Genomic DNA, 12683 nt, shown 5'->3' with positions numbered 1-12683 from the left:
GCCGCCGCTGCGGCGCGCCTGCCGTGGTGGTCGATCATATCCGCCCGCACCGGGGCAATGATGATCTGTTCTGGGACCGGGCCAACTGGCAGCCGCTTTGCCGCCACTGCCACAACAGCGCAAAGCAGGCTGAGGAACGGGCAAAGCATAAAGGGAGCTTTGCCCGATGAGCCTTGTGACGCTTGAACAGGTCAAAGCCCATATCGCCGTCGAATTCGATGATGACGACACTCTTCTGACAGGTCAGATCGCCGCCGCGCAGAACCTTCTCGAAAGGCTGCTCGGCTTTGCCATTGACGCCACCTATGGCGGCGAGGGGCAGGACGATGTGCCGCCCGCGCTGGAACAGGCGGCCCTGATGCTGGTGGCGCATTGGTATGCGAACCGTGAGGCAACCGTGATGGGTGAGACCCCGCGCTATGTCCCCTTCGGTGTTCGCGAGATCGTCAACGAATTCCGCAACTGGAGTTTCTGACCCATGGGCACGACACGCGGCCCGAAGGCCGAACCCCGCGAACTCGTCAATGCGCTTACCGACATGCCGGTCATGCCCGCCTGTCTGCCGGAAGCCATGAGCGCGGAGTGGCAAACCGTTGTGTCGGACCTGATCGAACGGGAAATCCTCAACGAGGCCATGCTCGGCACGGTCGAAACCTTCATTCGCGCCAAGTGGAACGAAAGACAGGCCCAGACCGCAATCGATGAATTCGGCGCGGTGGTGCGCGGTGCTGACGGAAGCCTGAAGCAAAACCCGGCTTGCAGCCTGCTCGGCAAGTCTCAGGCGGTGATTGTCCGGCTTTCGGCTGAACTCGGCCTGACACCGGCCTCAAGGGCGCGCACGGGCATGAAACAGGAAAAGGACGATGAGAATGACCAGTTCGGTCTCTTCAGCTTCTGACAGCTACCCGCACTGGATCTATGACGGTTCCGAGATCCCCGATCCTTTCGGCTATGGTGAGCGGGCCGTCACCTTCCTGCGGATGCTCAGACACCCAAAGTCACGCCTTCCCGGCCGCGCCTTCGATCTCACCCAATGGCAGGAACGGATTGTTCGCCGCATCTATGGCCCCTGCGACGAGAACGGCCGCCGTATCGTCCGCAATGTCGCGATGCTGCTGCCGCGCGGTAATCGCAAGACCTCGCTCGGCGCGGCGCTCGGCCTGCTTCACACCATTGGCCCCGAAGCCATTCCGGGCGGTGAGGCGATCTTTGCCGCGTCCGATCGCAAACAGGCCCGCATTGCCTATGACGAGGCGATTGGCATTGTCCGGGCGATCCCGAAGGCCGAAAGCCGCCTCAAGCTCACCGACAGCAAGAACCGGCTGACGGCGCCTCGAAGCGGTTCCTTCCTTGAAGCGATCTCGGCCGATGCCGGAACGCAGCACGGCCGCACGCCGGTCTTTGCGCTGGTGGACGAGCTTCATGCCTGGAAGAAGCGCGAACTCTGGGACGTGGTGCGCACCGGCCTGACAAAGGTGTCCGGCTCGTTGCTCATGGTGATCTCTACGGCTGGACGCGGTGGTGAGAATGTCGCCTCGGATTTCTACGACTATGCTCGAAAGGTGGCGCGTGGCGAGATCGATGATCCCGGCACATTGCCGATCCTGTTTGAAACGCCACGCGATGCCGACTGGCGCGACGAGGCCGTGTGGTATCGCGCCAATCCCGGCCTTGCCGATGGCTTTCCCGATATTGAGGGCCTGCGCCAGCTTGCCCGTGAGGCGCGCGAACGGCCGGGCGAGCGCGAGGCCTTCCGCCAGCTTCATCTCAATGTCTGGCTGGATCACTCGGCCGATCCCTTCGTTGACATGCTGATCTATGATCAGGGCGATTTTCCCGTTGATCCCGACGAGATGGAAGATCAGCCGTGCTGGATCGGTGTTGACCTGTCTGCCGTCAATGACCTGACGGCCGTGGTCGCGGCATGGCGCAAGGATGACGGCTATATCGTCTTCCCGTGGTTCTTCTGCCCCGAAGACAATCTTCGCGGCCGCTCTGACCGGGACGGCGTTCCCTATCCCGAATGGGCCGATGATGGCCATATTATCCCGACGCTGGGCGAGGTGATTGATTACCGGGTTGTCGAGGATCACATTCGCGAGCTTTGCGCCCGCTTCGATGTGCGCGAGATCGCCTTCGACCCGCATATGGCGCGCAACATGCTGAACAACCTTCAGGAGGACGGCTTCCCGGCCGTCGAAATGCGTCAGGGCTGGGTGACGATGGCACCGGCGATCAAGGAACTTGAACGCGCCATCCTCGGCCGCCGCTTCATCCATGGCGGTCACCCGATCCTCAGGTGGAACTTTGAGAACATCGCCGTCCACACTGACGCGGCGGGCAACAAGGCTTTCCACAAGAGCAAGAGCAAAGACCGGATTGACGGCGCGGTTGCCGCCGCCATGGCGATTGGCCGGGCTGCGGCCGGGGAAAGCAGCCTCACGGTCTATGACAGCGAGGACTGGTCCGAAGAAATGGCATATTTTTGAGAGGGGTTCGCACCATGAAGAAGAACGAGACTGTCATCGGGCGGAAACTTGGACGTAAACGCCAGAAGTTGATTGTTGCGCGGCTCTGCCTCTTGATCCGCGAAGAATTTGACGCTGGCCGTATCGGCTCGCTGTTCGGATTGGAGGGGACGCTTCGGGCAGCGGTGCGGGGGACCCTGTGCAAGCAAGGCTGGCGCTGGTCGGATGCCGATAACGCTGCATTGGGCGTGCTGAGCCTCACATTCATGCAGCTTGGGGCATCCCGGCCAAGCTGGAATGAGGGGCAACCGGAATGGACGATTACCTCAGGCTCGCAGATCGAGCGGCGACGCTGCATGCGTTGCCACAATCCCTTGCCGGAAGGGCGATACAAGTTTTGCTCAAGGCTCTGCAAATCTTCCTATGGGTCCCGAATCGTATTCCTGATGCGGGGACGCTACAGCCGTGCCGCTGCTGTTGCCGCGAGCGCCACTCAATGACAGATGAACTCGACAGAGACGGCGGACATTGCGGCTATTGTGGTGCGGTTCTGCATGGAACGTTGCGCAAGGAATTTTGTGGGACGAAATGCCGGAAGAAACACTATGCCGACCTGCGGGTGGCACAGCGTATCGAGGAACGGCAGGATCGGAAATGCCTGTGGTGCAGCGGCCCGGTTCCCCCAGAAGCGCGCGGCGACGTGATTTATTGCTGCAAGGCCTGTCAATCATCGTCTCAGAGCGACATGCGCAAGACGCGTCGCACTTGCCGCCAGTGCGGCAAGGGATACCGTGGCAATGGCCCTTATTGCTGCCATGAGTGCTATATCGACAGCCGCCGGACACGGCACCCGAAGAAATGCCCCGTCTGCGGCGTGACCTTCAAGCCGCACAGAGTGACGCAGGTCACGTGCTCGGTGGCATGTCGGACGATGCGGCAAAACACATAGCTATGTCTATTATATGCGAAAACGGATTCACGCAGGGTGCCTATAAAATCTAAATCTAACGCACTCAGTTCAGCATTTCTATAAATATAAAAAGAACCTATATTCATTTAAGCGAATTAAGACTAGATACACCAAGTGCAACAGACTTCAAATTATCTGGAAGTTTATTTAGAATCCTAGTTACATAGGAATGATATCTTATAGATCTTTCATCTATTATTTTATCAAGATCTAAAAAAAACGAAACATCAGAACAGAAATCAAATGCCTTTTTCCATCCATAATATTTTTTAGAAACTTTATCCAAAACAACAGCGACACTCTTCCTCCTGTCGAAAGAATCCGCTCCATTTCCAAGTCTGCCTATTGCGGATTGAGAAGCATCAAATATTTCAAATATAGAATCTCTCAATTTCAATTTGGATTCCCTACTTGGAACGCAACGGTTTGGTTGAATAGTACAACCTAAAAATTGGATTGCAGAAGAACACATACCTCTAGCGGCTTTGTCGGATCCCGCCGCGGGGTCGTAGAGAGAAAATCCGAACGCCTCGAGGCTCTTCTTCGCGTACTCAACCGCCTTATCCAGATCGGACTCCGTTTTCGCGAGAATAACCAAATCATCAATATAGCGGACAGCCCTTACCCCCAATTCATTGAGACCATGATCCATGTCAAATAGAAGTATATTTCCAGCAAAGGCCGATAAAGACGAACCCTGAGCGACGCCGATACCATCACTTGGAAATAACCCTGCATATCCACCTAGTTTCTTCGCATTATTCAAACGGACTTCCAGCGCTTCTCCAAGAAGTTCACAGAGATCATCGTCCTTTGTTTCTTGCCTAACAAAATCAATAACTTGACTCGTCGGAATCCGCGTAAAGAATGCCTTGATGTCGGACCTGTAATAGTATTTTGCACCGTTGGCCATCGCATCCAAAATAAACTCAACAGCCGGCTTAACGCCTCCGTACGGTCGCATGAGACCGCCAACACCAAATTGAGATCGATTGACTTCGTTGATCTTTCTGAGACGAGCGTCTTCGATCGTAGCAAACCGCGTATCGATGTCAGACACGTTCAGAGCTTGACGGGGTTGAAGAACCTGAAGTATTGCCCTCTGAACAACTCGGTTCGACATAGACGAAATTGTTATCGGACGCGGCGATTTCCCTTTTGATTCCCGCGCCTTCTTGTCACTAAGCACGCCTTCGACCGAGTCAAATTCAAACGTTTTATTTCTAAGCTCTGCAATAATCTTTCGCAAGTGACTTTGATGCTTATGCTCAAACTCAGCAGCTTCACCTCTTATTTTTGGACTCTCAGAATTTAATGCACTGCGCTTTACATGACGCCATGCCGCAAAAATATTCTTTTCGCTACGAACTTCGTCAAAAAGAGTTTTCATCTTTCTACCGTTCGGGCCTCCCGTTCATACAATCCCGACCGTTGACTGGTGACTATCCACTGCGCACGGCATTGCCGCATCGCGAGACACCTCGGCTGATGACTCAACCTTGGCGAGATCGCCTTGCGCTTCGATCCGTATGGAAAGCTCCAACTGAACCGTCGTCGCCAGGACGATCATGGATACTACAGCGACTGCTTTGAGGCAGACGCCGGTGACGCGACTCCAAAGAGCCGGTTTTTCGGGGAGAGTTTGTACATCATTCCAGTTTCCAGCATAGCAGGTTTTTGTCGATGTCAAGGGCTCTCCGCCGGGACTCCGCCCGCCGGGTCAAATGCTTATCTGCTGCTCGGGAGCCACTCTTATGCGGTGTATTCACAGCTTCGAAAGCAACGGTCAGGCTCACTCTATCCACTGCGCACGGCATTGCCGCGTCGCGAGACACCTCGGCTGATGACTCAACCTTGGCGAGATCGCCTTGCGCTTCGATCCGTATGGAAAGCTCCAACTGAACCGTCGTCGCCAGGACGATCATGGATACTAGTAAAGTAGGAACAGGAATAGTCTTTCACAATAGGTGAAAACGGCAAATGCACAGAAAAGATAGCGCTGCCACACGACGATTCAAAAATTGCGGGAGTTTCGCAATGAACTACGTCCCAGCAGAACCAGTTAACGCCAACTAACGCCTTGAATAATAGACCTCAAGTTCCGAGAACCTACGCTATGCTTTGAGTTTTATAATGTCTGCCAAAAAAAGATTTCGATCCACAGATCGCTTCTGGCCGGATGCCAAAACACTTCGAACGACGTCACGTTCGTTTTCCGAACAGCGTCATAGTAAGCCATTGACAGGCATCAGCACCCTCATCAGGGCTGCCCACCTATCTAAATTCTAAAGGACCAGACGATCGAAGAACGAAGTCAAATCAATCTTCGTCCATGAATCGCTGATAGCTATGCTCGCAACTTGCACATCGCCCTGGCGAATGTATGTGCTCATAAGCATCAGCCCATGGAATGAGTTCCCCACATTGAGTGCAGCACGGTTGAGGAAACCGGCTCTCGACATGCCGTTCAAAAATATACCGCTGCTTTTCAGATAGAACATCGACACCCTTGTCGATCACAAGCTTTGTAATCCCCTCTGCCGTCTTGTCTCCGATGTCATCGCACTCCACGAGGCGCTCAAGAAAGTTCCGGTAGTCTTCCCATTCTCGGCGGCTTTCGGCATCCTCAACAACTCCGCTCATTCCACCCCCTCCTTTGACCTAAATCATTCGGCACTCACCACTAACAAGGATCGGTCATGGGATGAAAAATTGCAACGGAATTCAGCGCTCTCCGAACAAGCACTCGGCTGCGCAGCAACATTCACAGCCGAGGCGCGCTCAATCAACTATGGCAAAAAAAACACAGAAGGAGAACAAAACCTAAAACCCATGTCGCATTCATGTCGCGTAGAATCGCCGAAACCCAGGCAAAATCGTTGAAAATAAACGATAAACACGCCAAGAGACATGCAACATGCTAAAAAGCTATATTTTCTGCTAAGTGATTGAAAAGATTTGGCTGGGGAACCTGGATTCGAACCAGGACTAACGGAGTCAGAGTGTTTAATTTTCCATTGTAATATTTAGGAAAATAGACTTAATGTTGCAGCCCTGTCACATCCACCAGCTAAAAATCTACGGCCTCGCCAAACTTTCCACCCAGCCTCTTGGCATCATCCAAACTTTTTTCCTGCTGTTCCTTAATTCGAAATATACCTGGAGCGCCTATCTTCTTGAGAGCGATCTCTTTCGCGTCCTGCTCGCTTTCAGCGATAACAATAAATCGTTGAATCAGAGGAACAAACCCGTCCGACCGATCACACTCAACGACAAAAGCCCACCCATATCCCTGTTTGCCAGTCATCTTGCTCATTCCTATTTACCGAACAAAAGCTGATCCTCTGCTATCCGCAACATGTTAGCCTCATTTTCTGACGGGAAAAGGTGGCCATAAGTATCAAATGTGACCTGGATCGAGCTATGCCCCATCCTTGTCTGAACGGCCTTTGGAGAAAGCGCTAGCCCACCCTCTTCCTGCCTATTGATGCACCATGATGCATACCAGTGGCGCAAAGCATGAAGACCTGAGTATTTTGGTGCAAAGATAGGATTGCCATCCTCGCCCTCCTTGCCCGTATTAACGGCAATGCCGCCAGCAAGCTCGGCAGGCCATAGCCCTCGCTTGATTATATTTTGATGGTCTTCGACGTGGCCAGCCCCGTTTGGGAAGACAAACCCGGCCTCACTCTTCGGACTGGCAAGTCGCCATTCCTTCAGGGTTTTTACGACAAGCGGCGGTAAGGGGATCGTGCGTTGTCCTGCCCCGCTCTTTGGCATGCCAATTTCACCATATCTGTCAGCCCGCTGACGAACGTGCAGCACCGCTTTTACCAAGTCCACGTCATCCCAGCGCAATCCCCTCGCCTCGCTCGAACGGAGCCCTGTAAAAATTATCGTTACAAGCAATGGCCGGTAGCGGCCAGTAGCGGCGCCGAGAATCGCACGTATCTCGCCATTGGTTGGAATATCTTCCCCTACCTTCAGCAACGCCTTAGCACGCTTCTCCGCCGCCTTCGATCCAGAGCGCGCCCTTGATAACTCGTGCACAGCATTGCGAATTACCAGCCCACGAGCTTGAGCGTCAGCAAGGATGGAACCAAGCGAAACTGTAATTCGCTTCACCATTGCTGGAGAACGTCCGCTAGAGCGAAGCTCGTCCTGAAATGTGCGTAGCCATGGAGCGCTAATCTTCGATAGCTTTACGGTGCCTACTAGCGGCACGATGTGCAATCTCAAATGCTGATTTCGCTGATCCATAGTTGTTCGCTCAAGCCCAGCATTATCGCCAGAGATCAACCAGAGTCGGCCAGCCTCCGCGATCGTGATAGTTGCGCTGTCAGCAACATGGACGCCTTCACGCACCTCGACCGCTGCCGTTGTCGCGAACTGGTCGGCCTGCTTCTTGAGACGAAAGGTCTTCAGGCGGCGCTTGCCTTGGGTGTCGATATAATCAACCACCCACGAGGTCTTTTCCTCGCCTTTGCCGTTAGTCCATGTGCGTTTCCGGACGCTCATTCTTGATCTTCAGATTCTTCCGGTGGCTGTTTTGGCGAGCCTGGCTCAGAAGATGACGGTCTCTCATTGATCTTCTTCAGGACTTCTTCAGGCCGGTGCTGTTTGACCATATCAGCAATGATTGCGTTGGTTTCCTCGATATTCGTATGCAATTTCTTCACAATGTCTTGCGCTGCGTCGATGTCTTCGTCTGCCAAGCCGTCATGGTTATCGAACAGGTCATTTAAGACCTCGAGCATGAACGGCTGCGCGATATTGGCAAGATCGATCCATTGCTTGATGAGCTTCTTGCTGCCCTGATATTGCGGGAGCATCTTCAAAAAGCCAGCATTCAGCATAGCTAGGTTCTTGTCTGCGTCGTCGACCTTTTTCAGCAACTCGTCGTAGGCTTCAATGCGGTGAATGATCTCGGCGTTCATGGAACGTCCGTTGGCGTCTGCTGCCTCTTTCACGTGGTTCCGCATTTCGGGAGGGAACCGGAGCATAAAGCCATCTGATTTGCTTCTGTTTTCAGCCACGCTTAGCTACCTAGTTTGAATGATGATATCAATTGGACATTTTTCTATTGACGTCAATGATATCCATAGGACATTATCCGCCTTGTAAGTTAACAAGGAGTTTCGGGTAATATGGAAAATGATCGATTGGATTTGGTCTGGGGGGCGGCGAACATTGCCGCTATCTTGGGGCGGTCACGCCAACAAGCTTACAACATGCTCAGCAAAGGCGAGCTTCCCGCCAAGAAAATCGGCGATCGCTGGGTGGCTCGCCGCAGTGATCTTGAACGCTTCTTCACGGAAGCTGCCGCATGAGCAGACAGGACGGCCCGGCAGAGGCGGCAACCTCTCCGAGCCATGGTTCAAAATTCCCGCTAGGAAGTAAATATGAACGGAAATACCGATAGCATGGCTTCGGGCGAGGAGGCAATCGCTTCTCGCTATGAGGCTTTCCGGCAGGCAGTTGACAGCGTCTATGATGTTTCGGCGCTGCTGGATCTCGTTGATTGTGTCGATGGTACTGGCTCCAGCGTGTCGGAAGGCGAGAAGGCGAAGTTACGGGGCGCAGTTGGACGCACTGTCGCGCTTTCAAGCCGCATCCTGTCCGACGTCATCGAAGTGATGGAGGACGAGGAACACCACCTTTTTATCGCGGATAGCAAAGATGGCGGACTGGTGGACTTTGTCCCTGTCATGGGGGTGGCATCATGATCGAAGTCCCTTGCAGAACAAGAAACCTGATCGTTGCAATGGATCTGATTGATGAAGGACGTGACTACCTTCAGGTTCTCATTCTGGCGCTTGCTGCATCCGATGGAACCGAAGCCGGTAGCATGGGCCGGATGGCGGGCAACGTTCTCGGCCTTTTGAACCGCGTTGACAGGCGACTGGAAAGCGAGAAGGCGCAGCTTCAGGCCGAAATGGAGATCGCAGCATGAAGGCAATGCCACGCGATCAATACGACAGTCTGAATGATGATCTGTGCTGTGTCCGCGATCTGATGAAAACCCTTGAGCTTGCGAGCGGGATGATAAGCGGATTGGAGATCAGCGCGCTTAGCCGGGTTGCTGGTATCGCCATCGAGCGCCTTGATCGAGCCTTGGACCGGCTCGAGGCGTTTGAGCCAGTGCCAAATGTCGTCAGGAAGGAAATGGCCTGATGATCTCGCCAGACAATCACTTTGGGGCCGCTTTTGCGGCTCCATTCGTTTCTGCCGCTTCCGAGCCAGTTGTGCACGCCAACAAAGGACGCCGCAGCAATGGTGGATAGCGTCGGGGCAAGTTCGCCTCCGACCATTGAACAGGCCGCACTGTGGCTCACAGAACATCGTCATGATCTTTCTGGGCCGGTTATACCGGCTCTGAAACAACGCTTCGGCTTGCGCAACCTTGAGGCGATTGCGGCAACGAAGCGAGCCCATGAAATCGAGTTTGGAGAAGGCAATGAGCGGCGATGAATACACGCGTCTGCGCATGGCCTGGCTTGATCAGGTCTTTGGTGATGCCGCTTTGAGCAAGAGCGTTGCTACGAACGTCGCCTTCTTCATCTCGCAGCACTTCAATCGCAAGCGCTTTGGTGACAGCGGGGTATTCAGTGCATGGCCCAGCTATGCCACGCTTGCGGAAAAGGTCGGCTGTACATCTCGGACTGTACAAAATGCCGTGGCGCTTCTTAAGCGCCGCGGCCATCTGCGAACGAAAGGCCAAGGTGGCCGCCATTGCTCGTTGACCTACTTCGCAGTCTTGAAGGTTGGAAATCAAGAAAGGCGCGAAGAAACAGATAGTTATGAGAAACGTGGAAATTCACTTCCACCTTTTGATGAAAATGAAGCGGATGAGGCCGAAAACGTGGAAACCGGGCGCACAAAACGTGGAAATTTGGACGTGCAAAACGTGGAAACTGGTTTCCTACTAACCTCTATGAATAAATCTTTGAACAAACACTTTGAGGAAGGCGCGCGTGTGAGCGATGAAATCGCACCTCGGCCGCTTTCGGGTGACGACGCTCAGTTGGCTTTGGAGAATTGGAGCGGGCTAAACCGTCAGAGCGTGCCGCCAGCGGCGGCGGCTGTGGCTGTACTGGCGGCGCTAATCAGTGGGCCGGGACAGTTGCCACCATTGCCGCCCATCGTTCGCAAGAATCCACGTCCCGAATGGATCAGGGACCATCAGGCCAAGCATGGCTGGCCGCACGTCTATGACAACCTCGGCAACCCTGAGCGCTGGCTAAGCGTCTTCGATGAGATGGCAATCGACATGGTGCCTGTCGAGGCCAGCAAGGACAATGCGGATTGGCAACGATGGGTAGACGTGTATCGCGGGCGAGGCTGGCCCTTGCCGTCGGCTGAGGGGCAACTGGTTCATTTCCCGGACTGCGGACCACGCGGCTTTGAGGCGTTCCTGTCAAGGCTGGCGAAAGCGATGAGAGAACAGGTCATCATGGAGGCGGGCAATGTCACACGGCTGCCCGCTCGTTGATGTCAGGCGTAACAAAGCGTAACGCGTTACGTAACGCGTTACGCCAAGGTCTGCGGAATTCCGCAGAGTTCCGCAGAATGATTGGAGCTATCGCGGATGAGGCAGGAGGCCATGACCGACAGCGTCAGGCTTTCCGGGCAGGCCGGGGGGTGGTCATGAACTTTCGGCATACAGGCCAGACCGGCGTCCCTAGGTACTTACGAGATTTTTTCTAATTAGAGGTAAATTCCATTTTAGAACAACAAGTTAAGCGGATTTCTGGTGTTTGCCTTGGGTATCTGGCCAGCAATTCGCAAACTTTTTTTCATGTGCTAGTGGTTATCCATTGGCATTTATTGAAAGGCAGCGATAGCGACGGAATATAGATCTAAATTATTGAAAATAAACGCTATATTTAATTTTCTCTCCCCCTGAAATATTCTCTTGGCCATGAAGATATGGCCATTTTTCAAGACTAATCAGAAGAGCCTCGGCGATCCCTCGGAAGCCGAATTTACGTTGTTCACCGGCGGCGGTGTTGCCGGTTCGACTGTCTCGCTTGCCGTGGCGCTCACGGTCCCGGCCGTGCAATCGGCCATTCGCCTGATTTCCGAAGCATGCGCAACGCTTGATATCCGGGTGGAACAGCGCAAAGGCGCGACATGGACGCCAGATAGCAATCACGCGGTTGCCGCACTTCTCTCCGACCGGCCGAATGGCTGGACCTCCACCTTCGAACTGATCCGCGATCTCGTTGCCACGGCGCTGACCCACGACAAGGGCGGCGTTGCCTGGGTGAACCGGGTTGGCGGCGAGGTCCGCGAGATCATCCGTTATGAGCCGTCGCATGTGATGGTGGATGTCTCGACGGACGGGCGGCAGGAGCCGCGCTTCAGGATCAACAACCGGATCGAAGATGCGCAGAACGTGGTTTACCTGCGCGGCCCGTTCGGGCGGTCCTGTCTGTCGCTGACCGCTGAAGCAATCGGCACGGCCAAGGACATGGAAACCCATGCCCGCAAGCTGTTCAGGAATGGCGCGCGGCCTGCGGGTGTTATCGAAATGGTCAAGGGCCTTGGTGACGAGGGCCTGAAGAAGATGGCCGCCGCCTGGAAAAAGGCCCATGAAGGCGCGGATAATTCCGGCCGCACGGCCATTCTCTGGGACGGGGCAACCTTCCGCCCGATTACCTTCAGCTCCACCGATGCGCAGTTTCTGGAAAACCGGAAATTCCAGATCCTCGAAATCGCCCGTGGCTTCCGCGTTCCGCCGTCGATGATCTACGACCTTGAGCGCGCCACATGGTCGAACTCCGAACAGATGGGCAAGGAATTCCTGTCTTACACGCTTGAGCCATGGCTTCGGGCGCTGGAAGGGGCTTTGCGCGTGGCGCTGTTCCTGCCGGAAGAGCGCGCCGATTATCGCATTGTCTTCGACCGGGACGATCTGACCCGCGCCGATCTCACCGACCGGGCAACTGCCATTTCCTCGCTGATCTCCTCACGCGTCCTCAACGCCAATGAGGGCCGGTCATGGCTTGACCTGCCGCCCTATGACGGCGGCGAGGCCTTTTCCAATCCGCATATCAACACCGATGCCGCGCCGAAGACGATTGGCGGCGGCACGCCGGAGGCCTGACCCATGGAGCGTTTCTTCATCGAAACCAAGCTCGCCATTACCGATGACAGCGGCGCAATTGAGGGGCTTGCATGGCCCTTTGGCACGCCCGACCGGATCGGCGATGTGATCGAAAAGGGTGCCTTTGCCGGTGCCT

The 12683-nt window shown here is 54.6% G+C and carries 18 protein-coding genes; 12 read left to right on the top strand and 6 right to left on the bottom strand.

The genetic code is table 11. The features are described from left to right. The 5 genes from FJU08_RS11665 to FJU08_RS11645 all read left to right on the top strand — a co-directional run. Positions 1-170, top strand: a 170-nt coding sequence (locus tag FJU08_RS11665; protein WP_141149193.1) for an HNH endonuclease signature motif containing protein, incomplete at its 5' end; no start/stop codon positions are given. Further along, positions 167-475 carry a head-tail connector protein gene (locus FJU08_RS11660; protein WP_141149192.1) on the top strand — a complete coding sequence of 103 codons (309 nt, stop codon included), beginning with the start codon at positions 167-169 and terminating at the stop codon, positions 473-475. The genes FJU08_RS11665 and FJU08_RS11660, both read left to right, overlap by 4 nt. 3 nt (positions 476-478) lie before the next feature. Beyond that, positions 479-898 carry a phage terminase small subunit P27 family gene (locus FJU08_RS11655; protein ID WP_141149191.1) on the top strand — a complete coding sequence of 140 codons (420 nt, stop codon included), beginning with the start codon at positions 479-481 and terminating at the stop codon, positions 896-898. After that, on the top strand, positions 870-2489 hold the full coding sequence (locus FJU08_RS11650; RefSeq protein ID WP_141149195.1) for a terminase large subunit: 1620 nt from the start codon (positions 870-872) through the stop codon (positions 2487-2489). Before FJU08_RS11655 ends, FJU08_RS11650 begins: the two co-directional genes overlap by 29 nt. A 14-nt stretch (positions 2490-2503) precedes the next feature. Beyond that, positions 2504-2968, top strand: coding sequence for a hypothetical protein (locus FJU08_RS11645; RefSeq protein ID WP_141149190.1), 465 nt, complete (start codon positions 2504-2506; stop codon positions 2966-2968). A gap of 552 nt (positions 2969-3520) precedes the next feature. On the opposite strand, the gene FJU08_RS11640 is transcribed toward FJU08_RS11645, so the two are convergent. The 6 genes from FJU08_RS11640 to FJU08_RS11615 all read right to left on the bottom strand — a co-directional run bounded on the left by FJU08_RS11640 (position 3521) and on the right by FJU08_RS11615 (position 8474). Beyond that, positions 3521-4828: a reverse transcriptase domain-containing protein gene (locus FJU08_RS11640; RefSeq protein ID WP_141149189.1), complete on the bottom strand. Its 1308-nt coding sequence runs from the start codon at positions 4826-4828 to the stop codon at positions 3521-3523. A gap of 24 nt (positions 4829-4852) precedes the next feature. Continuing rightward, positions 4853-5128: a hypothetical protein gene (locus tag FJU08_RS22760; protein ID WP_181409826.1), complete on the bottom strand. Its 276-nt coding sequence runs from the start codon at positions 5126-5128 to the stop codon at positions 4853-4855. Positions 5129-5757: 629 nt separating this feature from the next. Then, positions 5758-6081 (bottom strand): hypothetical protein, encoded by a 324-nt coding sequence (locus FJU08_RS11630; protein WP_141149187.1) that lies wholly within the window; start codon positions 6079-6081, stop codon positions 5758-5760. Between the two features lie 427 nt (positions 6082-6508). After that, positions 6509-6754, bottom strand: a complete 246-nt coding sequence (locus FJU08_RS11625) for a hypothetical protein (protein WP_141149186.1) — start codon at positions 6752-6754, stop codon at positions 6509-6511. A 2-nt stretch (positions 6755-6756) separates the two neighbouring features. Further along, positions 6757-7956, bottom strand: coding sequence for a tyrosine-type recombinase/integrase (locus FJU08_RS11620; RefSeq protein WP_141149185.1), 1200 nt, complete (start codon positions 7954-7956; stop codon positions 6757-6759). Continuing rightward, entirely contained in the window at positions 7953-8474 is a 522-nt protein-coding gene (locus FJU08_RS11615; RefSeq protein WP_141149184.1) for an Arc family DNA-binding protein, read from the bottom strand. The genes FJU08_RS11620 and FJU08_RS11615 overlap by 4 nt, the downstream gene beginning before the upstream one ends. Before the next feature lie 111 nt (positions 8475-8585). On the opposite strand from FJU08_RS11615, the gene FJU08_RS11610 reads away from it, so the two are divergent. The 7 genes from FJU08_RS11610 to FJU08_RS11585 all read left to right on the top strand — a co-directional run bounded on the left by FJU08_RS11610 (position 8586) and on the right by FJU08_RS11585 (position 12547). Beyond that, complete coding sequence (locus FJU08_RS11610; RefSeq protein WP_141149183.1) at positions 8586-8768, top strand: helix-turn-helix domain-containing protein; 183 nt, start codon at positions 8586-8588, stop codon at positions 8766-8768. Positions 8769-8840: 72 nt separating this feature from the next. After that, positions 8841-9164 (top strand): hypothetical protein, encoded by a 324-nt coding sequence (locus FJU08_RS11605; RefSeq protein ID WP_141149182.1) that lies wholly within the window; start codon positions 8841-8843, stop codon positions 9162-9164. Next, positions 9161-9391, top strand: coding sequence for a hypothetical protein (locus FJU08_RS11600; RefSeq protein ID WP_141149181.1), 231 nt, complete (start codon positions 9161-9163; stop codon positions 9389-9391). The genes FJU08_RS11605 and FJU08_RS11600 overlap by 4 nt, the downstream gene beginning before the upstream one ends. Further along, the gene (locus tag FJU08_RS22970; protein ID WP_141149180.1) at positions 9388-9612 is read left to right on the top strand and encodes a hypothetical protein; all 225 of its coding nucleotides are present in this window, start codon (positions 9388-9390) and stop codon (positions 9610-9612) included. Before FJU08_RS11600 ends, FJU08_RS22970 begins: the two co-directional genes overlap by 4 nt. 99 nt (positions 9613-9711) lie before the next feature. After that, positions 9712-9909, top strand: coding sequence for a hypothetical protein (locus tag FJU08_RS22750; RefSeq protein WP_181409824.1), 198 nt, complete (start codon positions 9712-9714; stop codon positions 9907-9909). Then, positions 9896-10930, top strand: a complete 1035-nt coding sequence (locus tag FJU08_RS11590; RefSeq protein WP_181409823.1) for a helix-turn-helix domain-containing protein — start codon at positions 9896-9898, stop codon at positions 10928-10930. Before FJU08_RS22750 ends, FJU08_RS11590 begins: the two co-directional genes overlap by 14 nt. Positions 10931-11359: 429 nt before the next feature. Continuing rightward, positions 11360-12547, top strand: a complete 1188-nt coding sequence (locus tag FJU08_RS11585; protein ID WP_141149194.1) for a phage portal protein — start codon at positions 11360-11362, stop codon at positions 12545-12547. Positions 12548-12683: the final 136 nt, after the last annotated feature.

Origin of the sequence: Martelella alba (assembly GCF_006516955.1) — a bacterium.
Taxonomy (GTDB): Bacteria; Pseudomonadota; Alphaproteobacteria; order Rhizobiales; family Rhizobiaceae; genus Martelella; species Martelella alba.
The sequence above is the reverse complement of the archived record's forward strand: the minus strand, read 5'-3'. Positions and strand labels throughout refer to the sequence as shown.

Bases quoted from the DNA above. Each gene is read 5' to 3' on its own strand.
- FJU08_RS11660 (WP_141149192.1), top strand. From the start codon at position 167: ATGAGCCTTGTGACGCTTGAACAGGTCAAAGCCCATATCGCCGTCGAA.
- FJU08_RS11655 (WP_141149191.1), top strand. From the start codon at position 479: ATGGGCACGACACGCGGCCCGAAGGCCGAACCCCGCGAACTCGTCAAT.
- FJU08_RS11650 (WP_141149195.1), top strand. From the start codon at position 870: ATGACCAGTTCGGTCTCTTCAGCTTCTGACAGCTACCCGCACTGGATC.
- FJU08_RS11645 (WP_141149190.1), top strand. From the start codon at position 2,504: ATGAAGAAGAACGAGACTGTCATCGGGCGGAAACTTGGACGTAAACGC.
- FJU08_RS11640 (WP_141149189.1), bottom strand. From the start codon at position 4,828: ATGAAAACTCTTTTTGACGAAGTTCGTAGCGAAAAGAATATTTTTGCG.
- FJU08_RS11630 (WP_141149187.1), bottom strand. From the start codon at position 6,081: ATGAGCGGAGTTGTTGAGGATGCCGAAAGCCGCCGAGAATGGGAAGAC.
- FJU08_RS11625 (WP_141149186.1), bottom strand. From the start codon at position 6,754: ATGAGCAAGATGACTGGCAAACAGGGATATGGGTGGGCTTTTGTCGTT.
- FJU08_RS11620 (WP_141149185.1), bottom strand. From the start codon at position 7,956: ATGAGCGTCCGGAAACGCACATGGACTAACGGCAAAGGCGAGGAAAAG.
- FJU08_RS11610 (WP_141149183.1), top strand. From the start codon at position 8,586: ATGGAAAATGATCGATTGGATTTGGTCTGGGGGGCGGCGAACATTGCC.
- FJU08_RS11605 (WP_141149182.1), top strand. From the start codon at position 8,841: ATGAACGGAAATACCGATAGCATGGCTTCGGGCGAGGAGGCAATCGCT.
- FJU08_RS11600 (WP_141149181.1), top strand. From the start codon at position 9,161: ATGATCGAAGTCCCTTGCAGAACAAGAAACCTGATCGTTGCAATGGAT.
- FJU08_RS22970 (WP_141149180.1), top strand. From the start codon at position 9,388: ATGAAGGCAATGCCACGCGATCAATACGACAGTCTGAATGATGATCTG.
- FJU08_RS22750 (WP_181409824.1), top strand. From the start codon at position 9,712: ATGGTGGATAGCGTCGGGGCAAGTTCGCCTCCGACCATTGAACAGGCC.
- FJU08_RS11590 (WP_181409823.1), top strand. From the start codon at position 9,896: ATGAGCGGCGATGAATACACGCGTCTGCGCATGGCCTGGCTTGATCAG.
- FJU08_RS11585 (WP_141149194.1), top strand. From the start codon at position 11,360: ATGAAGATATGGCCATTTTTCAAGACTAATCAGAAGAGCCTCGGCGAT.